We start from the raw sequence: 22,274 nt of genomic DNA on the forward strand, positions 1-22,274 counted from the left end.
CTCTACGCTTATGGCTGATTACCCCTTCGGGGGGATCGAGAGTCTTTAACGGAGAGTTTGATCCTGGCTCAGGACGAACGCTGGCGGCGTGCTTAACACATGCAAGTCGAACGATGAAGCCCAGCTTGCTGGGTGGATTAGTGGCGAACGGGTGAGTAACACGTGGGTGATCTGCCCTGCACTCTGGGATAAGCCTGGGAAACTGGGTCTAATACCGGATACGACCTTCTGCTGCATGGCAGGGGTGGAAAGTTTTTCGGTGCAGGATGAGCCCGCGGCCTATCAGCTTGTTGGTGGGGTAATGGCCTACCAAGGCGACGACGGGTAGCCGGCCTGAGAGGGCGACCGGCCACACTGGGACTGAGACACGGCCCAGACTCCTACGGGAGGCAGCAGTGGGGAATATTGCACAATGGGCGAAAGCCTGATGCAGCGACGCCGCGTGAGGGATGACGGCCTTCGGGTTGTAAACCTCTTTCAGCAGGGACGAAGCGCAAGTGACGGTACCTGCAGAAGAAGCACCGGCCAACTACGTGCCAGCAGCCGCGGTAATACGTAGGGTGCGAGCGTTGTCCGGAATTACTGGGCGTAAAGAGCTCGTAGGCGGTTTGTCGCGTCGTCTGTGAAAACCCGCAGCTCAACTGCGGGCTTGCAGGCGATACGGGCAGACTTGAGTACTGCAGGGGAGACTGGAATTCCTGGTGTAGCGGTGAAATGCGCAGATATCAGGAGGAACACCGGTGGCGAAGGCGGGTCTCTGGGCAGTAACTGACGCTGAGGAGCGAAAGCGTGGGTAGCGAACAGGATTAGATACCCTGGTAGTCCACGCCGTAAACGGTGGGCGCTAGGTGTGGGTTTCCTTCCACGGGATCCGTGCCGTAGCTAACGCATTAAGCGCCCCGCCTGGGGAGTACGGCCGCAAGGCTAAAACTCAAAGGAATTGACGGGGACCGCACAAGCGGCGGAGCATGTGGATTAATTCGATGCAACGCGAAGAACCTTACCTGGGTTTGACATATACCGGATCGCCTCAGAGATGGGGTTTCCCTTGTGGTCGGTATACAGGTGGTGCATGGCTGTCGTCAGCTCGTGTCGTGAGATGTTGGGTTAAGTCCCGCAACGAGCGCAACCCTTGTCCTGTGTTGCCAGCACGTAATGGTGGGGACTCGCAGGAGACTGCCGGGGTCAACTCGGAGGAAGGTGGGGACGACGTCAAGTCATCATGCCCCTTATGTCCAGGGCTTCACACATGCTACAATGGTCGGTACAGAGGGCTGCGATACCGTGAGGTGGAGCGAATCCCTTAAAGCCGGTCTCAGTTCGGATCGGGGTCTGCAACTCGACCCCGTGAAGTCGGAGTCGCTAGTAATCGCAGATCAGCAACGCTGCGGTGAATACGTTCCCGGGCCTTGTACACACCGCCCGTCACGTCATGAAAGTCGGTAACACCCGAAGCCGGTGGCCTAACCCCTTGTGGGAGGGAGCCGTCGAAGGTGGGATCGGCGATTGGGACGAAGTCGTAACAAGGTAGCCGTACCGGAAGGTGCGGCTGGATCACCTCCTTTCTAAGGAGCACTTCTCCCGGTGAGGGTCCACACAGGTGGATTCGTCCCGGGCAGAGACTGTTTCGTTCCCGTAGGTGGAACGGCAGGAGCTCATGGGTGGAACGCTGACAACCATCACCGTGTATGCATCATCCAATAGTGGTGGTGTGCGGTGGTTATATCGGTGCACTGTTGGGTCCTGAGGGAACACGCGAGTGTTTTTTCAGCGACGATGTCGGAGAAAGGTCCATTTCGGTGGAGTGAGTATTCGGTGTTGTGTGTTGTTTGAGAACTGCACAGTGGACGCGAGCATCTTTGTTGTAAGTGTTTATGAGCGTACGGTGGATGCCTTGGCACCAGGAGCCGATGAAGGACGTGGGAGGCTGCGATATGCCTCGGGGAGCTGTCAACCGAGCTGTGATCCGAGGATTTCCGAATGGGGAAACCCAGCACGAGTGATGTCGTGTTACCCGCACCTGAATATATAGGGTGTGTGGAGGGAACGTGGGGAAGTGAAACATCTCAGTACCCACAGGAAGAGAAAACAACAGTGATTCCGTGAGTAGTGGCGAGCGAAAGCGGATGAGGCTAAACCGGGCACATGTGATACCTGGCAGGGGTTGTGTGTTCGGGGTTGTGGGGTTCGATATGTCGACGCTGCCGAGTCGGCCGACAGTCAGAAATCGTTGTGTTAGTCGAAGTGGTCTGGAACGGCCTGTCGTAGAGGGTGAGAGCCCCGTAGACGAAAACATGGCGACTGTCGAATCGGATACCCGAGTAGCACCGGGCCCGTGAAATCCGGTGTGAATCTGTCGGGACCACCCGATAAGCCTGAATACTCCCTGGTGACCGATAGCGGACTAGTACCGTGAGGGAAAGGTGAAAAGTACCCCGGGAGGGGAGTGAAATAGTACCTGAAACCGTGCGCTTACAATCCGTCAGAGCTGGTGCATGATTTGGTTCATGGCTGGTGATGGCGTGCCTTTTGAAGAATGAGCCTGCGAGTTAGTGGCATGTCGCGAGGTTAACCCGTGTGGGGTAGTCGTAGCGAAAGCGAGTCCGAACAGGGCGGTTGAGTGGCATGTTCTAGACCCGAAGCGGAGTGATCTACCCATGGCCAGGGTGAAGCGATGGTAAGACGTCGTGGAGGCCCGAACCCACTTAGGTTGAAAACTGAGGGGATGAGTTGTGGGTAGGGGTGAAAGGCCAATCAAACTCCGTGATAGCTGGTTCTCCCCGAAATGCATTTAGGTGCAGCGTCACGTGTTTCTCACCGGAGGTAGAGCTACTGGATGGTCTAGGGGGCCCACAAGCTTACCGAAATCAGCCAAACTCCGAATGCCGGTGAGTGAGAGCGTGGCAGTGAGACTGCGGGGGATAAGCTTCGTAGTCGAGAGGGAAACAGCCCAGATCGCCGGCTAAGGCCCTAAGCGTGTACTAAGTGGAAAAGGATGTGGGATCGCTGAGACAACCAGGAGGTTGGCTTAGAAGCAGCCACCCTTGAAAGAGTGCGTAATAGCTCACTGGTCAAGTGGTTCTGCGCCGACAATGTAGCGGGGCTCAAGTACACCGCCGAAGCCGCGGCATTCACACAACACCTCGGAGGGATTACGGTTTCTCCGGCAGTGGTGTGGATGGGTAGGGGAGCGTCGTGCAGCCGTGGAAGCAGCGGGGTGACCCAGTTGTGGAGGCTGCGCGAGTGAGAATGCAGGCATGAGTAGCGAAAGACGAGTGAGAAACTCGTCCGCCGGATGACCAAGGGTTCCTGGGCCAGGTTAATCCGCCCAGGGTGAGTCGGGACCTAAGGCGAGGCCGACAGGCGTAGTCGATGGACAACGGGTTGATATTCCCGTACCCGTGTATCCGCGCCCAATGGCGAGGCAGTTGTGCTAACCGTCCAAAAGTTCTCTTTGTCCCTTCGGGGGCTCTGGGGATGGCTGCACGGGACCCTGGCTGTAGTAGTCAAGCGATGGGGTGACGCAGGAAGGTAGCTGGGCCAGGTGGTGGAATACCTGGTGTAAGCCGGTAGGGCGAATGGTAGGCAAATCCGCCATTCATGGAGCCTGAGAGGTGATGCGTACCCGTTGAGGGAATTCAGTGATCCTATGCTGCCGAGAAAAGCCTCTAGTGAGTTGGTACACGGACGTACCCCAAACCGACACAGGTGGTCAGGTAGAGAATACCGAGGCGATCGAGAGAACTGTGGTTAAGGAACTCGGCAAAATGCCCCCGTAACTTCGGGAGAAGGGGGACCAGCCCTGGTGATGAGTCTTGCACTCTGAGCTGGGGGTGGTCGCAGAGACCAGAGAGAAGCGACTGTTTACTAAAAACACAGGTCCGTGCGAAGTCGTAAGACGATGTATACGGACTGACGCCTGCCCGGTGCTGGAAGGTTAAGAGGACCGGTTAGCGGGGTTTACTCCGCGAAGCTGAGAATTTAAGCCCCAGTAAACGGCGGTGGTAACTATAACCATCCTAAGGTAGCGAAATTCCTTGTCGGGTAAGTTCCGACCTGCACGAATGGCGTAACGACTTCTCTGCTGTCTCGACCACAGACTCGGCGAAATTGCATTACGAGTAAAGATGCTCGTTACGCGCGGCAGGACGAAAAGACCCCGGGACCTTCACTATAGCTTGGTATTGGTGTTCGGTTCGGTTTGTGTAGGATAGGTGGGAGACTGTGAAGCGGTGACGCCAGTTGTCGTGGAGTCGTTGTTGAAATACCACTCTGATCGTATTGGACATCTAACCTCGGACCATGATCTGGTTCAGGGACAGTGCCTGGTGGGTAGTTTAACTGGGGCGGTTGCCTCCCAAAATGTAACGGAGGCGCCCAAAGGTTCCCTCAGCCTGGTTGGCAATCAGGTGTCGAGTGCAAGTGCACAAGGGAGCTTGACTGTGAGACTGACAGGTCGAGCAGGGACGAAAGTCGGGACTAGTGATCCGGCACCGGCATGTGGAAGCGGTGTCGCTCAACGGATAAAAGGTACCCCGGGGATAACAGGCTGATCTTCCCCAAGAGTCCATATCGACGGGATGGTTTGGCACCTCGATGTCGGCTCGTCGCATCCTGGGGCTGGAGTAGGTCCCAAGGGTTGGGCTGTTCGCCCATTAAAGCGGCACGCGAGCTGGGTTTAGAACGTCGTGAGACAGTTCGGTCTCTATCCGCCGCGCGCGTTAGAAACTTGAGGAAGGCTGTCCCTAGTACGAGAGGACCGGGACGGACGAACCTCTGGTGTGCCAGTTGTCCCGCCAGGGGCATGGCTGGTTGGCTACGTTCGGAAGGGATAACCGCTGAAAGCATCTAAGCGGGAAGCCTGTTCCAAGATGAGGTTTCTCACCCCCTCGAGGGGTAGGCCCGGCAGACCACCGGGTTGATAGGCCGGAACTGGAAGCGCAGTAATGTGTGGAGGTGACCGGTACTAATAGGCCGAGGACTTACCATGAAGGTGTTACGCGTCCACTGTGCGGTATCTGAAACAGCACACACATCAGATGTCGGGCCCGGCGGTGTTCGGGTGGTCGATTCTGGTGCGTGAAGTTTCATAGAGTTACGGCGGCCATAGCGACAGGGAAACGCCCGGTCCCATTCCGAACCCGGAAGCTAAGCCTGTCTGCGCCGATGGTACTGCACTCGACAGGGTGTGGGAGAGTAGGACACCGCCGAACACCCGTTACCGGAGACCCCCGACATCAGTCGGGGGTCTCCGTGTTTTCCGGGGTGGTGCGGGCCGGATAACGTACGCCGGCCCATCGCATTCGAATTCCCGGAGAGATACCGCGAGACGCTGCTTCCCGGTGCTCGGAATGCACCGGGAAGCAGCAGAGAAGAACGATGAGCGCGGAATCTACGGGCGCGAGGCCTTCGGACGCGCCACCGGCCGCGGCAGCGCACGCGTCAGACGCGGCGCCCAACCGTGCGACGGCCACCGCTTCAGACCGAGACGATCCGGCGTCACACGCGTGTTGACGAACTTCTCCTCCAACTCGGCGTCAGCCTCCCCGACGAACCGGTACAGGATCGTGCCGCCGTTCTCCTCGCTGCGGCCCGCAGCCTCCCATCCGGTGGCGCGGTAGACCGCGCGCACGATGTTGTCGGCGACCACCACGATGGGAAGCCCGTCCACCCCGCGAGCAGCAGTGCCGGCGGGCCAGGGCTTCGACGCCAGTTCCCGCACCGCTTCCGGTGAGGCCTTCTTCGCCTCGTTGATGCGCAGCACGACGCAGGGCGTCGGCAGTTCGGGTGCGGGCGCCGCCGAGTACTGACGCACCAGCTCGGCGATGGGCACGGCGGTGCGGTCGGCTTCCGACTCCTCGGTCGTTCCCGCCAGGTTGGTGAGCACACACTCACCGCGGTGCGGCTCGACCAGACCCAGCGCGGCGATGACGGCCTCGGCGGTGACCGCCGCGGTGTGGTCGGCGTCGGACCTGGGGTTCAGCGCGTCGGAGACGACGTAGTGTTCCACCGCGTAGCCCGCCTCGTAGATCGCCTTGATGCGACGCAACGCGGCCTCGGTCTCCGGGGTGGACAGCGGAGCCTTCTCACCGGATTCGGTGAGCTTGTCGTTCTCGCCGAGCGCCGTCCACACGAGGGTGAAGATGCGATTGCCCCGGCCGGCCCCCACGTAGAAGATGCTGCGGTCCCGGGGATCGAACAGGGCGTAGACGTAGGAACCGAGCTGGTCGGTGACGTTCTTGGGGAGCAGCTTCGGAGTGGGTGCGCGATCGTCGACCTTGCGCACGAGGGCGCGCAGGACGGTCAGCCGGAGAGCGACGGGGACCTGCCCGGCCGAGCCGCCGAACAGTTCGCGGTTGGCGGCATCCACCGAGCCGAAGGTACGCCCGATGTGCCGGCTGAGCGCGCCGAGTGCGGTGGTGAACTCCTCTAGTCTCTGGCGTGGATCGTCCGCGGTGTCCGGCAACTCGTTGCTGGTCAGGAACATCTGGATCTCGGGAGATTCCAGCAGAGTTTGGGCAATGTTCGGAGGAACTGTCCACACGGTGCGCATAAGGCGACTCTAGGCCACACCGCAGCCCGGAGCGCCGCTCCGCAGTGACTGGGCGCGCTGGTGGATGCCGTGGATGCGCCCGGGGTGCCGGTACGACCGATAGGCTCCCGATCCGTGACCACGGTCGTACCTCGCTCCCGTGCCCGGATGTTGCGGGACACCACGTCGTCCGCCCAGGTCGAGGCGCTGCTGATCCTGGCCGTCGCGACCGTTCTGGTGACCCGCCTGTACCTGCATCTGACGGGCTATCCGCAGGTCGGCGGAGCCAACCTCCACATCGCGCACGTGCTGTGGGGCGGGTTGCTGATGGTGATCGCGCTGTTCGTGTCGCTCACCTTCATCGGCCGCGGCCCGCACCGGGCGGCGGTGCTCCTCGGCGGGATCGGTTTCGGTCTGTTCCTCGACGAGGTCGGCAAGTTCGTCACGAAGACCAACGATTACTTCTACAAGCCGGCCGTGGCGATCATGTACGTCGTGGTCGTGCTGTTGCTGGTGCTGAACCGCACGATCCATTCGCGTCGCGGGCTGACCACCGACGAGTACCTGACCAACGCGGCGTTGACCGTGACCGAGGGCCTGGCGCGGGGCGTCACACCGACCGCCCGCGACCAGGCGATGGTGCAGCTCGACCGTGCCCGGGAGGGCGGTGCCGACCCGGTGGTGGTCGGGCAGATAGAGGCGTTGCTGGAGCGATGCCGGGAGGCACGGCCGTCCTCGTCGGTGCTGGTGTCGGCGATGCCCCTGCGGATGCCGGAGCGGTTGCAGGGCATCCGCGGTGTCCGCGTCGCCGCGGCTCTGCTGACCGTCTTCTCCATCGGCATCCTGCTCAACGCCGCCGTCACCCTCGAACGCGACCTCGCGGCGCGGTCCGCCGATCTGATGACGCTGATCCAGCTGGTCGCCTCAGCGGTCACCGTGCTGCTGTGCGTGACGGGGTCGATCGCGTTGCGGCGCGACTACCGGTGGTCGATACGGGCCCTGCGCGCAGCCGCGTTGATCACCGTGTTCGTCGTCGACGTCATCGACTTCGCGATCGAGGAGTTCGGGGCGCTCGTCAACGTCGCGGTGGGGGCGGCGGCCCTGTCGGTCTTCTCCCACTACCAGCGACAGGTCTCCCGCCACGAGGCGTTGGCGGATACGGCCTAGTCGCAGAGTGAATCGCGGCACCAGCACCCCCTGCGTACGCTTCGTCGCCTACGGTATACAGCGTGAGCATCCCAGCTTCTGATGTCACGGGCTCCGCGTCGACCTGGCCTGCCCTTCTGACCTGGCAGGCCGTCGATGCGCCTCGGATGGAATCGGTGCGAGTGCAACTGTCCGGGCGCCGAATCAAGGCGTCGGGGCGGATCGTCGGCGCCGAGTGCGCGGAGCATCCCGCCTTCAGCGCGTCCTACGACCTCGTGACCGACGAGAACGGGGTGACGCGACGCCTGTCGGTCCGCACCACGCAGGCGGCGGGAGAGCGTCACATGTCCCTCACCCGCTCGGGTGAGGGCATCTGGATGACCGACAACGGCACCGACCACCACCGCTCCGCGTTCGGCGGTGCGCTGGACGTGGACGTCGTGTTCAGCCCGTTCTTCAACGCCCTGCCGATCCGCCGCTACGACCTGCAGCTCGGGGCCGACGACGTCGAGGTGCCGGTGGTGTACCTCAATCTCGTCGACCTGCGGGTCGAGGAGGCCACCGTCGTCTACAGCAGCGCGTCCGACGGCATCCACGTGCTCTCGCCGGTGGCGTCGTCATCGGTGACGGTGGACGAGGACGGCTTCGTGCTGGAGTACCGCGGTCTCGCCAAGCGGATCTAGGCAGAAGCGGATCTAGGCAGAGGATTCCACCGCCATGGCCACGGCGAGAGCCGTGGACTCGGCGGGATGGCTGCCGTGTCCGTGGGTGCCGCCGGTGAGCCCCACGATCTGCAGGCCGACCGGGCAGCTGTCGCCTTCCGGTGCGGGCACCGAGATCGCCGGCACCCCGAGGACGCTGAACGGGATGCAGCGCTGCAGCAGGGGTGCGCGCAGTTCCACCGGATCGCTGGTCAGCGGAGCCGACCGGACACCGGTGGTGACCGTGATCAGGGCGTCCAGCTTCTCCACGGTCCGCAAACGGTGCACGACCTCGCGCCGCAGTCTCCCGGCCGCGCGGGCCGCCCGGACGTACTCGTGGGCGAGACGGTCGCGCTGTGCGGCCAGCAGAGCGGCCGTGGGGGTTCCGTAGCGGCCGGGGTCGGCCTCGAACCACTCCCGGTGCGTCTCGTAGGCCTCCGAGCCCGTGACGACCGGATACACCTCGAGCATCTCGTCGGTCTCCGGCAGCTCCACGTCCACGAGGCGGGCCCCGAGGTCGGACAGGGTGCGGCAGGCGGTCTCGACGGCTTCGGCGAACACAGGGTCGGTCTGCTCCCAGATCCCGCCGCGCAACCGGCCGATGCGCAGTTCGGAGACCGGGGTGCGCAGGTGGGCGATGCCCGGCAACGCACCCCAGGCGAGCGACGCGTCCAGCGCGTCGCCGGTGAGCAGGCCGATGTGGTCGAAGGTCGTCGACAGGGGGAACACGCCCTGTTCGGGCAGCGCCCCGAAACCGGGCTTGAATCCGACGATCCCGCACAACGCCGCCGGGGTGCGGACACTGCAGCCGGTGTCGGTGCCCAGCGCCACCGGCACGATCCCGCGCGCGACCAGCACGGCCGAACCCGACGACGACCCACCACTGATCAGGCTCGGATCGTGCGGATGCGCTGCGGGCCCGGACGCGTTGACCAGACCCGTCGGGCCGTAGGCGAACTCGTGCAGGTGTGTCTTCGCCACCACGATCGCGCCGGCCTCGCGGAGCTTCTCGACGATGCGGGCATCGCGCCGGGCCGGGGGAGCGTCGGCGAGCACCGCGCTCCCGCACCGGGTGGGGAAGCCGGCGACGTCGATGTTGTCCTTCACCGCGACCGCCACGCCGTGCAGCGGTCCGATCCAGTTCCCCGCCGAGATCTGCTCGTCGGCCAGCGCGGCCGCCTCGAGTGCTGCCGCGTCGTTGCGGGCGGCGACGGCGTTCTCCCAGGGAGTGCCGGTGAGGGCGTCGAGTTCGGCCAGCACCGAGCGGACGTGCTCGGTGGACGTCGTCCTGCCGGTGGTCAGCGCGGAGGCGGTGTCGCGCAGGTTCATCGCGCCCACACCCGGCCTTTCCGTCCGGCCTCGCGGAAGGTCTCGATCCAGCCCTCGTCGCCCGGCTGTGTGCCGGTGATCGGGTCGCGTCGCCGCTGTTCGTAGCGCTGCCGGGCGGCGTGACCGGCGCGGGTGAGCTCGGAGGTGCTGCCGGCCGCGAGCTGCTCCCGGGCCGCCGACAGCACCCGCAGGGTCTCGTCGAGCACGTCCAGCAGGGCGACGGCGTTGCCCTCGCACATCGCATCCACCAGCGCGGGGGCGGTGGCCGCGACGCGGGTGCCGTCCCGGAATGAACCGGCGGCCAGACCCAGCGCGAGGTCGCCGCCCTCGGCGCCGGACAGCGCCAGCGCCTCCGCGAGCACATGGGGGAGATGCGAGATCCGTGCGACCGCCGCGTCGTGCTCCCGCGATTCGGCGGGGACCACGACGGAACCACAGTCGAGGGCCAGTTCGGCGACCTGCCGCCACGCCTCGGGGTCGGTGCCGTCGTCGACGGTCACCACCCATACCGCGTCGCGGAACAGGTCGGCGTCGCCGGCGGTCCAGCCGGATTCGGCGGTGCCGGCCATCGGGTGACCGCCGACGAAGCGGCGGGAGAGCCCGTGTGCGGCGACCGCCGCCGCGACCTGTGCTTTCACACTCACCACGTCGGTGAGCGTGACGTCGGGTGCGTGCTCGGCGATCGCCGCGAGGATGCCGTCGACCGCCGGCATCGGCACCGCGATCACCACGAGGGCGTCGTTCTCGGCGGCGCGGCGGAGAGTCGCGGTGAGGTCGGTGGATGCGTCGAAACCGTCGGCGACCGCGCCTTCCACGGCTTGCGACGAGCGGTTCCAGCCGAAGGCCTGCCGTCCCGTCGCCACCGCCGCGCGGAGGAGCGACCCTCCGATCAGACCGAGGCCGAGGACACAGACGGGCGGGGTGGACGGCTCTGAACTCACCACATCAGGTTGACATATCGCCTACTGGGCTTCATTCACCGGACGGAGCCGACTACCGTTGCGCCCATGGCTGCACAGCGTGTAGGGAAAAAGAGCCCTTCCGTGAATCCGAGCGGAAAGTCCGCCGTCGGTTCCAGTGACGACCTCGACGGCTACGCCGTCGCCGTGACCCGCGAGGACGGCCGTTGGAAGTGCCGGGCACTGTCCGGGGCCGCCCTGACGAGTCTCGACACCGCGGTCACGGAACTGAGGGAGCTGAGAAGCTCCGGCGCAGTGTTCGGTCTGCTGAACGTGGACGACGAGTTCTTCGTGATCGTGCGTCCCGCACCCGTCGGGAACGGGCTGTTGCTGTCGGACGCGACGATGGCCGTCGACTACGACATCGCAGCCGACGTCCTCGACGCCCTGAACATCGAGATCCCCGACATCGACCCCGACGAGCTGGACGAGATCGAGCCGTGGGAGGAAGGCGACCTCGGCATCCTCGCCGATCTCGGTCTGCCGGAACCGGTGCTGTCGGTGATCCTGTCGGAGACCGACCTGTACCCGGACGAGCAGATCGAGGAGATCGCGGAGCGTCTCGGTTTCGACGACGTGCTCGCCAAGACGTTGGGCTCGCTCCGTTAGATGGGGCTGCGCGAGGACGAGGAGCTCATCAGGGTCGCGTTGGAAGCCGCTGCTGCCGCGCCCGCCGGGGACGTCCCGGTGGGCGCGGTGGTGTTCGGGTCCGACGGCCGCGAGCTGGCGCGGGCCGCGAACTCCCGTGAGGCGACCGGTGATCCGACGGCCCACGCCGAGGTCCTGGCGTTGCGGGCCGCCGCGAAGGTGTACGGGGACGGCTGGCGGCTCGAAGGCGCGACCCTGGCCGTGACCCTGGAGCCGTGCACGATGTGCGCGGGTGCGCTGGTGTTGTCCCGGGTGTCGCGGGTGGTCTTCGGGGCGTGGGAGCCGAAGACGGGAGCGGTGGGGTCGTTGTGGGACGTCGTGCGCGACCGTCGGCTCACTCACCGTCCCGAAGTGCGGGCCGGGGTGCTCGAAGCCGAGTGTGCGGCCGTGCTCGAGGAGTTCTTCCGGGAGCAGCGAGGCTCCATTTCGGAGCTCTGACCAGGCGATTTCAGGATGAGGTGTGCGATCCGCTAGAGTCGACAACGGTGGCGTGACCGAGCGGCCGAAGGAGCGCGCCTCGAAAGCGCGTGACGGGTAACCCCCGTCCGTGGGTTCAAATCCCACCGCCACCGCCAGAGGGCCCCTCACCTGTTCATCCAGGTGAGGGGCCCTTTCTCTGTCCGCTCCCCGGAGACGTCTTCCGCCCGCAACGTAACTCTGGTTGTGTAGCGGTCGATAGGCGCGGTAAAGGTTTGTCGATGGAAAGGTAAAGCGGAATATGACGACTCCTGCCGGGTGGTATCCGGACCCCGAAGGTTCCGGGCAGCTCCGATGGTGGGACGGGCAGCAGTGGACGTCGGCGCTTCAGGCCGCGCCGCCTTTCCCGCCTTCCGATGCGCCCACCCAGGTGTTCTCGGCCGTGGGGTCGGAGCCCGGTGGCGGTCGGCCGGGAAGTGGTGATCGCAAGAAGTGGCCGTGGATCGCCGGTGCGGCTGCGGTGCTGCTCGTCGTCGTCGCGGTCGTCGGGACCGCCGGGAACTCCTCCGACGAGACGTCGACGGCCCAGGTGACCAGCACGACGAGCGCGGCTCCCGTCACCACGACGACCACGGCGACGACGACGACCACGCCGCGGTCCACGACCGTCACCCCGACACCGTCGACCACGGCGACGACCCTCACCGAGACGGTGACGGTTCCGGCGACCCTCGAGACCCGCACCACGACGCGGACGTCGTCGAACTCCGGGATGACGATGGCGCAGAGCAACGCGGTGCGCTCGGCACAGGACTACCTGAGTTTCTCGGCCTTCTCACGCTCGGGTCTGATCGAACAGCTCGAATACGAGGGCTACTCGACGGACGACGCGACGTTCGCGGTGGACTACGTGGACCCCGACTGGAACGAGCAAGCCGCGAAGTCGGCCGAGATGTACCTGGAGTTCGCCGCCTTCTCGCGTCAAGAACTGATCGAGCAGCTCGAATACGAGGGCTTCACCCCCTCGCAGGCGGAGTACGGGGTCTCCCGGGCCGGCTACTGACCCCGGTGGTTCCGCCTTCGGGGAGGTCGTGCACGGATTTCCGCGAATACGCGCACACAACCTCCCCGAAGTTCAGTCGGTGCGGGTCAGTCTGCGGACCACCGCGAGCAGGTCGTCGACGTCCTCGGGGGGCGTCGTACTCGTCTCGCCCGACATCGCGGCGCGGTAGTAGAGACCGTCGCCGATGAGCGCGACCGCGCGGGCCGTCGCGTGGTCACCGATCTCCTCGGCGAGGGCGTCGAACCAGCCCTGATGGATCCGTTGCAGGGCCTCGCGGGCGCGCGGGTTCGCGGTCTGGCTCAGGCGGGTCAGGGCGACGCCGGCGCGGTCGAGCGGGGTGTCGGTGAAGACCGAGGTGCGGATGTAGTACTCCACCGGGCCCTCGGGTGCGGCGCGCATGAGGTCGACGTCCTCGGCCGCGAGCTTCTCGACGTGCTCGGCGAGGCCCTCGACGAGGGCGTCCTTGGTGGGGAAGTGGTAGAGCAGGCCGCCCTTGGAGACACCTGCGGCGGCGGCGACGGCCTCCAACGTCGCGGCGCGTTCGCCCTGTTCGAGCAGGATCGTCACGAAGGCGTCGAGGAGTTTGGCGCGAGCGGCGGGAGCGGGGGGCACGACGCCGATCGTACGATCATCGTTACCGTACCGTCCAGCTGGTACAGTAACGACGGTTGGATCCCGACTCCCCGAAAGCTCGATATTCGTGGCGACCTCCGCGCCTCATTCCGAACTCGCCTCGCCGGCCCCGAAGGCCGACGCCCGGCACTGGGCTGCCCTCGCGGTGCTCATGCTGCCGGTACTCCTCGTCTCGGTGGACAACACGGTTCTCGCCTTCGCGCTGCCGGAGATCTCGGCGGCGCTGCAACCGACCGCCACCCAGCAGTTGTGGATCGTCGACATCTACCCGCTGGTGCTGGCCGGTCTGCTCGTCCCGATGGGCAGCCTGGGCGACCGCATCGGCCGCCGGCGACTGTTGCTCGTCGGCGCGACCGGCTTCGCCGCGATCTCGGCTGCCGCGGCCTGTGCGCCCTCGGCCGAGTGGCTCGTCGCGGCCCGCGGTGCCCTCGGCATCTTCGGTGCGATGCTCATGCCGTCCACAATGTCGTTGCTGCGCAACATCTTTCTCGATGCCGGTCAGCGGCGACTCGCCATCGCGATCTGGGCGTCGTGCTTCGCCGCCGGCGCGGCGCTCGGCCCCGTCGTCGGTGGTTTCCTGCTCGAACACGCGTGGTGGGGTGCGGCCTTCCTGCTCGCCGTGCCCGTGCTGATCCCGCTGCTCGTGCTCGCTCCGATCTTCGTGCCCGAATCGAAGGACCCGAGCCCGGGCCGCATCGACGTGGTGAGCATCGCCTTGTCCATGCTCGCGATGGCCCCGATCGTGTTCGCCGTCAAGGAGTTCGCGCACGACGGGTTCGGTCCCGTCGTGGCGGTCGCGGCGGCGATCGGTGTGGCCGCGACGGTGACGTTCGTGCGACGGCAGCTCGGCCGCCCGGATCCGATGCTCGACGTCCGCCTCTTCACCGTCCCCACCTTCTCCGGGGCGGTGGCGGTGAACCTGTTGTCGGTCATGTCCCTGGTCGGCTTCCTGTTCTTCGTCTCCCAGCACCTGCAGCTCGTGATCGGGCAGAGCCCGATGCAGGCCGGGCTGAGCCTCGTGCCGGGTCTGGCCGTGATGGTGGTCGCGGGGATGTCGGTGGTCGCGGTGGTGCGATGGGTGCAGCCGTCGGCGGTCGTCGTCGCCGGGCTGCTGGCCTCCGCGTCCGGCTACGCCCTGGTGTTCCTGTTCGCCTCGCCCACGGCGGTGACCCCGATCATCGTTGCGTTCGCCGTGCTCGGTGCGGGTATCGGTGCGGCCGAGACGTTGTCGAACGACCTCATCGTCTCGAGCGTGCCCGCGACGAAGGCCGGTGCGGCCTCAGCGGTCTCCGAGACGGCCTACGAGATCGGCGCGGTGCTCGGCACGGCGGTGCTCGGCTCGATCCTCACCGCCTCCTACCGGACCCACCTGGAGTTGCCGGCCGGGCTGGATGCGGGTCGGACGGAGGCCGCCCGGCAGACGCTCGGCGGAGCCCACGCCGTCGCCGAGACCCTGCCCACCGGATCCGCGGACGCGTTGCTCGCGGCGGCGGGGGAGGCCTTCGACAGCGGCGTCACGATCACCTCGCTCGTCGGCGTCGTGCTCATGGTCGTCTCGGCGGTCGTCGCGTGGCGCACCCTCTCCGAGCACCGGAACGACGGACCCCACGGAGAAGCCGAGATGGTTTAAGTTTCCACCATGCGAAAACTGGTGTGGGCGCTGGTCGCCGTCGTGGTCGTGGCTCTGCTCGGCTTCTTCGTTGCCCCATGGGTGTACGGAACGTTCATCGCGGAGGACGATGCACCCGCCGCGACGGTCTCCACCGAGGGCGCCGAAGCCGCGACCGGAACGCTCGACGGTGAGTGGGCCGTCGTCGCGGGCACCGGCCCCAACCGCACCGCCGCCGGCTACACCGTGCACGAGATCCTCCGCGGCGCCGACGTCACCGTCGTGGGCAGCACCGACCGGGTGACCGGTGCGGCGACCATCGTCGACGGGAGCCTCACCGCCGCCGAGGTCGTGGTGGAGGTCGACGGCATCACCACCGACAGCGGTCAGCGCGACAACCAGTTCCGCACCCGGGTGATGGACACCGCGAACTTTCCGACGGCGACCTTCCTCCTCACCGAACCCGTCGACCTGTCCTCCGTGCCCACCGACGGCACGACCGGCACCGTCACCGTGACCGGCACGCTCACCCTGCGCGGCGAGGAGCGTCCCGTGACGGTCGACGTCGAGGTGCTGCGCAGCGGCGAGGACATCGTCGCCTCGGGCAGCGTGCCCACCACCTGGACGGACTTCGGTGTGGAGCCCCCGGACCTCGGGTTCGTGACGGTCGACGACGCGGGCAGCGTCGATTTCCTCGTCACCCTCGAGAAGCAGTGACCTCCGCGGTCACGCCCGGGACGGCGTGACCTTCTCGGAGCCGGTGGTCGCGCTGCCGCCGGTCCGCGGGGTCCATCCGGGCGGCCCGAAGACGTAGCCCAGTTTGTCGCGAAGGGTGCCCGCGTTACGCCAGTCGCGGGCGATCGCCCGGTACTCGTGCGTCTGCAGGTCCCAGATGTTGAAGGTGCCCACCGGCTTGGTGAGGCCGTAGGTGGGCCGGTGTTCCTCTTCCTTGAAGGTGCCGAACATCCGGTCCCAGACGATGAGGATCCCCGCGTAGTTCTTGTCGAGGTAGTCCGGATCGGAGCCGTGGTGCACCCGGTGGTGCGAGGGCGTGTTGAACACGAACTCGATCGGCGGGGCCAGCTTGCCGACCCGTTCGGTATGGACGAAGAACTGGTAGACGAGGTTGAACGAGAACCCGACGAACACCATCCACGGCGGTACGCCGAGCAGCGGCAGCGGCAGCCACATGAGGATCTCGCCGCTGTTGTTCCACTTCTGCCGCAGCGCGGTGGCGAAGTTGAAGTACTCGCTCGAGTGATGCGCCTGGTGGGTGGCCCACACGAGCCGCACCCGGTGTGCCATCCGGTGGTACCAGTACCAGAGGAAGTCGATCCCGAACAGCAGGATCACCCAGGTGTACCAGGCGTCGGCAGGCAGATGCCACGGCGCGACGTAGACCCACAGTGCCGCGTACCCGACCAGCGCCAGCACCTTCCACAGGGCACTGGTGACGATCGAGATCAGGCCCATCGACAGGCTGGCCCGTGCGTCGCGCATCTCGTAACCGCCGCGTGGCGGACGGACGCGTCCGTCGGGACCGGGTTCGACGTGCTCGAGGGTGCGTGCCGCGACCCATTCCAGGATCAGGAAGGTCAGGAAGGCGGGAATCGCCAGCGTCACCGGGTCGTGCAGCGGTTCGAGCAAGGACTCCCACGACCGCACCAGGGTCTCCCACATCGCGACACCCTTTCGGATAGGTGTGAACAACGGTCCACATTACCCGCGGTGTGTTCGGGATCACCAGCCCCGTCGGTGGCCTGCGGGCTTCGGACCTTCACCCCTCTCCTGGTAGGAATTGAGGGTCCCGTCCGCAGCGTTGCGAGAGGCCTGGCATGCACATCACCGCAAGGGTCGACTACGCCGTGCGGACCCTGCTCGAACTCGCGGCGATCGACGACGCGCGCCCGGCGAAGGCGGAGACCCTCGCGACCGCCCAGTCGATCCCGCACAAGTTCCTCGAGGCGGTCCTCGCGGATCTGCGCCGCGGCGGACTGGTCCGCAGCCGCCGGGGCCCGGAGGGTGGTTACTGGCTCGCGCGCCCGGCGGCGGAGATCTCCATCGCGGACGTGATCCGCACGGTCGAGGGCCCCCTGGCGTCGGTGCGCGGGGAGCGGCCCGAGAGTGTCGCCTACACCGGTGTGGCCGAGAAACTGCAGGACGTGTGGATCGCGGTGCGGGTGAACCTGCGGGCGGTGCTCGAGGAGGTCTCGCTCGCGGACGTCGTCTCCGGACGCCTGCCGGGCTTCGTGGAGGACCTGACGAAGGATCCGGGTGCCTGGGAGCGCCGGCAGGTGTGACGCCGGCAACGTATGCCGCGGCCGTGTGAGGCGAAACATGAAATTGCACATCTCTGCAAAGTTTCAGAGATCTGCAATTTCTGTAACGTAGTGGAGTGACCACTGCTCCAGGCCTGCGCGACCGCAAGAAGGCCGCCACCCGCGCCGCTCTTGCGAACGCCGCGGCGGAACTCGCCCGCGACCACGGCCTGCACGCTGTGACCGCGGACGCGATCGCAGCCCGCGCAGGCGTCTCGACCCGCACCTTCCACAACTACTTCGCGAGCAAGGAAGAAGCGTTCCTCGTCCACCTCGAGACGAGGGTCGAGGAGTGGATCGAACTGCTCCGCGACCGCCCGCGGGACGAGCACATCCTCGACTCGCTGCTCGAAACCGCTCTGGCGATCGTGTGCAGTTCCGAATGGCAGTTCGACGAGATCGTCGCGTGCATCGCCTTCATCGAGGAGGGCAACGTGCTCTCGGCGCACCGGATCGAGGTCGAACGACGCTCGTCCCGGAAGCTCATCGAGATCATCGCCGAGCGCACCGGCACCGACCCCGTCACCGATCTCCGGCCGTCGCTGCTCAACTACGCCGCGATGGGGGCGATGCGGGCCGCGATGGAGATGTACCTGGAGGGCAGTACGGGACGGTCGGCCGAGGATCTCGTGCGCGACGCGTTCACGCAGCTCCGCCGCGGGTTCCCGTAGGCACCCGCACCACCCACCCCCATCCCCGCAACATCCGACAGAGAAAGGGTGCCCCGTGGCGACCTACCTGTATCGGCTGGGCAAGTTCGCCTACCGGCGAAAAGGCGCAGTCCTGTCCGTATGGATCGTGATCCTCGTGCTCTTCGGAGTGGGTGCGGCGACGCTGGCCGGTCCCACGACCGACTCGTTCTCGCTGCCGGGCACCCCGGCCCAGAAGACGCAGGACCTGATGGCGGAGCGTTTCCCCTCCGCCGACGATCCGATGAACGCGCTCAGCGCCCGCTACGTCTTCGCCGCGCCGGAGGGGCAGACGCTCGACGAGCCCGCCAACATGGCCGCCGTCGACGAGGTGCTCGCCGCGATCCGCGGCATCGACAAGGTCTCCGCGCCGGCCAAGGTCGACCCGGCCACCGCCACGCCCGAGGAACAGGCCGGTGCCCTGGTCAACCCGGTGCTCGCCGACGCCGGTCTCGTCGAGCAGATGAAGGCCGCCGGGGCGGAGCAGGGCCTGCCCGAGGAGGCCGCGCTCGCGAACGCCGCCGCGCTGTCGCCGCTGAGCGCCGACCGCACCGTCGGCTTCGTCACCGTCCCCTTCGACGGTGGGATCACCGACGTCGACGACACGATGCGCGAGCAGATCGCCGCTGCCGCGGAGGTCGGCCGGGACGCCGGGCTGACCGTCGAGGTCAGTGGCACCGCCGCCGCCGAGATGGAGACCCCGGGTGGTTCCTCCGAGCTGATCGGCATCGTCATCGCCGCGATCGTCCTCACCCTGACCTTCGGCTCGCTGGTCGCCGCGGGCCTGCCGCTGATCACCGCGCTGGTCGGTGTCGGTATCGGCAGCATGGGCATCACCATCGCCACCGGTTTCGCCGACCTGAGCTCGATGACCCCGACGCTCGCGATCATGATCGGCCTGGCCGTCGCGATCGACTACTCGCTGTTCATCGTCTCCCGGTTCCGGCACGAGATCACCGTCACCGACGACCGCGCCGAGGCCGCGGGCCGGGCCGTGGGCACCGCCGGTTCCGCCGTCGTCTTCGCCGGCCTGACGGTCATCATCGCCCTGGCGGCGCTGAGCGTCGTGGGCATCCCGTTCCTGTCCGCCATGGGGTACGCTGCGGCGTTCACCGTGTTCATGGCCGTGCTGATCGCCATCAGCCTGCTGCCCGCCGTGCTGTCGCTGTTCGGCGAGAAGGTCTTCGCCGGCCGCATCCCCGGCCTGAAGTCCACCGACGCCGAGGGCGACTCGGACACCCCGCGCGCCGCGGTGAAGTTCGCCGGCCTGCTGACCCGCCGCCCGCTGGTGCCGCTGCTCGTCGGTGTCCTGCTGCTCGGTGCGCTGGCCCTGCCCGCGACCGCGCTGCGCCTGGCACTGCCGACCGAGGCGACCGGCGATCCCGCGACCAGCGCCCGCAAGGCCTACGACCTGGTCGACGAGGGCTTCGGCCCGGGCCGCAACGGCCCGCTGATCGTCGTCGCCGACGCCCGCGACGCGAACGTCGAGGCGCCGGTGGCGTTCGGGGCGGTCGTCGCCTCGCTCACCGAGCACGACGAGGTCGTCAACGCGCAGATCGTGGCGGTCGACGAGGCGGGCGACACCGCCCAGATCCTCGTCACCCCGCGCAGCGGCCCGAGCGACGAGGCCACCATGGAACTCGTCGACTCCATCCGCGGCGAGGAGGCGCAGCTGCAGGACGAGTACGGCGTCTCCTACGGCATCACCGGCCAGACCGCACTCGAGGGCGACATCTCCGAGAGCCTGCAGAGCGCGCTCGTGCCGTACCTCGCGGTCGTGGTGGGCCTCGCGTTCATCCTGCTCATGCTGGTGTTCCGTTCGATCCTGGTGCCGCTCACCGCGACGCTCGGGTTCCTGCTCAGCGTCCTGGCCACCTTCGGTGCGACCGTCGCGGTGTTCCAGGAGGGCTGGGGCGGCCTGATCGCCAACCCGCAGCCCATCGTCAGCTTCATGCCGATCTTCCTGATCGGTGTGGTCTTCGGTCTGGCCATGGACTACCAGGTGTTCCTGGTGACGCGTATGCGTGAGGAGTTCGTGCACGGCGCGTCCGCGAAGGACGCGGTGGTCGCCGGCTTCGGTCACGGTGCCCGCGTGGTCAGCGCCGCTGCGATCATCATGATCTCGGTGTTCGCGGCCTTCATCGCCGAACCGAACTCGCTGATCAAGTCGATGGGCTTCGCGCTCGCCGCCGCCGTCTTCTTCGACGCCTTCGTCGTCCGCATGGTGATCATCCCGTCGGTGATGGCGCTGCTCGGCGACAAGGCGTGGTGGCTGCCGAAGTGGCTCGACCGGGTCCTTCCCAACGTCGACGTCGAGGGCGAGAAGCTCACCCGCGAACTCGCCGCCGACTCCGCCGGCTCGGAAGCCGCGCGGGTGTGACGACCTGCGGGGCGGTCACGGACCCGGTCCGTGACCGCCCGCCCGTCGATGAACCGTCCCGTCCGAGCCCGCAGGTAGCGTGATGCCCATGTTGCTACGGCTGTTGCGCCGCTTTCTGGCGCCGTATCGGGGTGCCCTGCTTGCAGTGGTGCTCCTGCAGCTCGTCGCCACCGGGGGGATGTTGTTGCTGCCGAGCCTCAACGCCGACATCATCGATCGGGGCGTGGCGGTCGGGGACGTCGGTTACATCACCCGCACCGGCATGACGATGCTCGGCATCAGCGCCGTCGAGATCGCGGCGTCGATCGGTGCGGTGTACTTCGCGGCGCGCGCCGCCATGGGGTTCGGCCGCGACGTGCGGCTCGCGCTGGTGCGCAGCGTGGGCCGGTTCTCCGCCCGCGAGTTCGGCACCTTCGGTGCCCCGTCGCTGATCACCCGCAACACCAACGACGTCCAGCAGGTCCAGATGCTCGTGCTGGTGACCTGCACGATCGTGGTGACCTCCCCGATCATGGCGTTCGGCGGTGTGATCATGGCGCTGCGCGAGGACGTGGGCACCTCGCTCGTGCTCGTCGTCGCGATCCCGGTGCTGATCTTCACGATGGTCACGCTGATCGCGCTCATGCTGCCCGGCTTCCGGGTGATGCAGACCCGCATCGACGTCGTCAACCGGGTGCTGCGCGAGCAGATCACCGGTATCCGGGTGATCCGCGCGTTCGTCCGCGACGAGACCGAACGTGGCCGCTTCGACGTCGCCAACGACGACCTCACCGCCACCGCGCTGCGTCTGGGGCGGGTCAACGCCGTGCTGTATCCGGCGGTGCTGCTCATCTCCAATGTGAGCACCGTGGCGGTGCTGTGGGTGGGTGGGCACCGCATCGCCGACGGGCAGATGGAGGTCGGCTCGATCACCGCGATGATCACCTACATCGCGCAGATCCTCATGGCCGTGCTCATGACGGCCTTCGTCGCGATCCTCGCGCCCCGCGCGTCGGTGTGCGCCGAGCGCATCCTCGACGTCCTCGAGACCGAACCGACCGTCACCGCCCCGGCCGACCCGGTCCGCGGGCTGCCGCCTCGCGTCACCCTCGAACTGCGTGAGGCCGGCTTCTCCTATCCGGGTGCCGACGCCCCCGTGCTCAGCGGGGTGTCGTTCCTCGCCGATCCCGGCTCGACCACCGCGATCATCGGTGGCACCGGATCGGGCAAGAGCACCCTGATGCGGCTCGTGCCCCGCCTGATCGACGTCACCGCCGGCCAGGTCCTCGTCGGCGGCGTCGACGTGCGCGCCCTCGACCCCGAGGAGCTGCGTGCGCGGATCGCCGTGGTCCCGCAGAAGGCCTATCTGTTCTCCGGCACCGTCGCCGACAACCTCCGGTACGGCCGCGCCGACGCCACCGACGACGAACTGTGGCACGCCCTCGAGGTCGCGCAGGCCGCCGACTTCGTGCACCGGATGCCCGAGGGGCTCGGCACCGTCCTGTCGCAGGGCGGCACCACCGTCTCCGGTGGGCAGCGGCAGCGGCTCGCGATCGCGCGGGCCCTCGTCCGCCGGCCCTCGATCTACCTGTTCGACGATGCGTTCTCGGCGCTCGACCCCGCCACCGACGCCCGGCTGCGCGCCGCGCTCGAACCCGAGACCCGCGACGCCTGCGTCCTCATCGTCGCGCAGCGGGTGTCGACGGTGCAGGACGCCGACCGCATCGTGGTGCTCGACAACGGCGTCATGGTCGACGTGGGCAGTCATCTCGGTCTGCTCGGCCGTTGCGAGACCTACGCCGAGATCGTCGAATCGCAGAGGATGGCCACGCTGTGACGACTCCCGAGGCCGCCGCTCCGTCCCGTCTGCG

General features: G+C 66.7%; 16 protein-coding genes, 1 tRNA gene and 3 rRNA genes. 15 read left to right on the forward strand and 5 right to left on the reverse strand.

The features are described from left to right. The first annotated feature begins 45 nt into the window (after window positions 1–45). The 3 genes from OED52_RS01135 (at window position 46) to rrf (ending at window position 5,213) form a co-directional block, all read left to right on the forward strand. Window positions 46–1,565, forward strand: a 16S ribosomal RNA gene (locus tag OED52_RS01135). Window positions 1,566–1,862: 297 nt separating this feature from the next. Then, window positions 1,863–4,990 (forward strand): 23S ribosomal RNA (locus OED52_RS01140). A 106-nt stretch (window positions 4,991–5,096) separates the two neighbouring features. Continuing rightward, window positions 5,097–5,213: ribosomal RNA gene (rrf, locus tag OED52_RS01145) — 5S ribosomal RNA — on the forward strand. Together the 16S, 23S and 5S rRNA genes form the textbook arrangement of a ribosomal RNA operon. A 179-nt stretch (window positions 5,214–5,392) precedes the next feature. On the opposite strand, the gene OED52_RS01150 is transcribed toward rrf, so the two are convergent. Continuing rightward, on the reverse strand, window positions 5,393–6,487 hold the full coding sequence (locus OED52_RS01150) for a GIY-YIG nuclease family protein (RefSeq protein ID WP_264152892.1): 1,095 nt from the start codon (window positions 6,485–6,487) through the stop codon (window positions 5,393–5,395). Window positions 6,488–6,667: 180 nt separating this feature from the next. Between OED52_RS01150 and OED52_RS01155 the strand changes: the two genes are divergently transcribed. Next, window positions 6,668–7,699, forward strand: coding sequence for a hypothetical protein (locus OED52_RS01155; protein ID WP_264152893.1), 1,032 nt, complete (start codon window positions 6,668–6,670; stop codon window positions 7,697–7,699). Window positions 7,700–7,761: 62 nt separating this feature from the next. Further along, window positions 7,762–8,361: a putative glycolipid-binding domain-containing protein gene (locus tag OED52_RS01160; protein ID WP_264152894.1), complete on the forward strand. Its 600-nt coding sequence runs from the start codon at window positions 7,762–7,764 to the stop codon at window positions 8,359–8,361. A 12-nt stretch (window positions 8,362–8,373) separates the two neighbouring features. Here OED52_RS01160 and OED52_RS01165 read toward each other — a convergent pair whose 3' ends face one another. Both OED52_RS01165 and OED52_RS01170 read right to left on the reverse strand, forming a co-directional pair. Further along, window positions 8,374–9,717 carry an amidase gene (locus OED52_RS01165; RefSeq protein ID WP_264152895.1) on the reverse strand — a complete coding sequence of 448 codons (1,344 nt, stop codon included), beginning with the start codon at window positions 9,715–9,717 and terminating at the stop codon, window positions 8,374–8,376. Then, a complete protein-coding gene (locus OED52_RS01170; protein WP_413247738.1) occupies window positions 9,705–10,667 on the reverse strand; it encodes a prephenate dehydrogenase in 963 nt (320 codons plus the stop codon). The genes OED52_RS01165 and OED52_RS01170 overlap by 13 nt, the downstream gene beginning before the upstream one ends. A 48-nt stretch (window positions 10,668–10,715) precedes the next feature. Between OED52_RS01170 and OED52_RS01175 the strand changes: the two genes are divergently transcribed. The 4 genes from OED52_RS01175 (at window position 10,716) to OED52_RS01190 (ending at window position 12,795) form a co-directional block, all read left to right on the forward strand. After that, window positions 10,716–11,276, forward strand: coding sequence for a tRNA adenosine deaminase-associated protein (locus tag OED52_RS01175; protein WP_264152897.1), 561 nt, complete (start codon window positions 10,716–10,718; stop codon window positions 11,274–11,276). Next, window positions 11,277–11,753: a nucleoside deaminase gene (locus OED52_RS01180; RefSeq protein ID WP_264152898.1), complete on the forward strand. Its 477-nt coding sequence runs from the start codon at window positions 11,277–11,279 to the stop codon at window positions 11,751–11,753. 46 nt (window positions 11,754–11,799) lie between these two features. Further along, window positions 11,800–11,890: transfer RNA gene (locus OED52_RS01185), tRNA-Ser, on the forward strand. A gap of 143 nt (window positions 11,891–12,033) precedes the next feature. Continuing rightward, window positions 12,034–12,795, forward strand: a complete 762-nt coding sequence (locus OED52_RS01190) for an Ltp family lipoprotein (protein WP_264152899.1) — start codon at window positions 12,034–12,036, stop codon at window positions 12,793–12,795. 72 nt (window positions 12,796–12,867) lie between these two features. On the opposite strand, the gene OED52_RS01195 is transcribed toward OED52_RS01190, so the two are convergent. Continuing rightward, the gene (locus OED52_RS01195) at window positions 12,868–13,407 is read right to left on the reverse strand and encodes a TetR family transcriptional regulator (protein ID WP_264152900.1); all 540 of its coding nucleotides are present in this window, start codon (window positions 13,405–13,407) and stop codon (window positions 12,868–12,870) included. Between the two features lie 172 nt (window positions 13,408–13,579). Between OED52_RS01195 and OED52_RS01200 the strand changes: the two genes are divergently transcribed. Together OED52_RS01200 and OED52_RS01205 are read left to right on the forward strand one after the other, a co-directional pair. Then, window positions 13,580–15,058 (forward strand): MFS transporter, encoded by a 1,479-nt coding sequence (locus tag OED52_RS01200; protein WP_264154540.1) that lies wholly within the window; start codon window positions 13,580–13,582, stop codon window positions 15,056–15,058. A gap of 9 nt (window positions 15,059–15,067) precedes the next feature. Next, window positions 15,068–15,754, forward strand: a complete 687-nt coding sequence (locus OED52_RS01205; protein WP_264152901.1) for a YceI family protein — start codon at window positions 15,068–15,070, stop codon at window positions 15,752–15,754. A gap of 9 nt (window positions 15,755–15,763) precedes the next feature. On the opposite strand, the gene OED52_RS01210 is transcribed toward OED52_RS01205, so the two are convergent. Beyond that, entirely contained in the window at window positions 15,764–16,717 is a 954-nt protein-coding gene (locus OED52_RS01210) for a sterol desaturase family protein (RefSeq protein WP_264152902.1), read from the reverse strand. Between the two features lie 155 nt (window positions 16,718–16,872). Between OED52_RS01210 and OED52_RS01215 the strand changes: the two genes are divergently transcribed. From OED52_RS01215 to OED52_RS01230, 4 genes are all read left to right on the forward strand, one after another. Further along, window positions 16,873–17,337, forward strand: a complete 465-nt coding sequence (locus tag OED52_RS01215; RefSeq protein WP_264152903.1) for an RrF2 family transcriptional regulator — start codon at window positions 16,873–16,875, stop codon at window positions 17,335–17,337. Between the two features lie 95 nt (window positions 17,338–17,432). After that, a complete protein-coding gene (locus tag OED52_RS01220) occupies window positions 17,433–18,026 on the forward strand; it encodes a TetR/AcrR family transcriptional regulator (RefSeq protein ID WP_264152904.1) in 594 nt (197 codons plus the stop codon). 55 nt (window positions 18,027–18,081) lie between these two features. After that, a complete protein-coding gene (locus OED52_RS01225; RefSeq protein ID WP_264152905.1) occupies window positions 18,082–20,424 on the forward strand; it encodes an MMPL family transporter in 2,343 nt (780 codons plus the stop codon). A gap of 88 nt (window positions 20,425–20,512) precedes the next feature. Beyond that, entirely contained in the window at window positions 20,513–22,240 is a 1,728-nt protein-coding gene (locus tag OED52_RS01230) for an ABC transporter ATP-binding protein (protein ID WP_264152906.1), read from the forward strand. Window positions 22,241–22,274: the final 34 nt, after the last annotated feature.

Origin of the sequence: Rhodococcus sp. Z13, assembly GCF_025837095.1 — a bacterium.
Classification (GTDB): Bacteria; Actinomycetota; Actinomycetes; order Mycobacteriales; family Mycobacteriaceae; genus Rhodococcus; species Rhodococcus sacchari.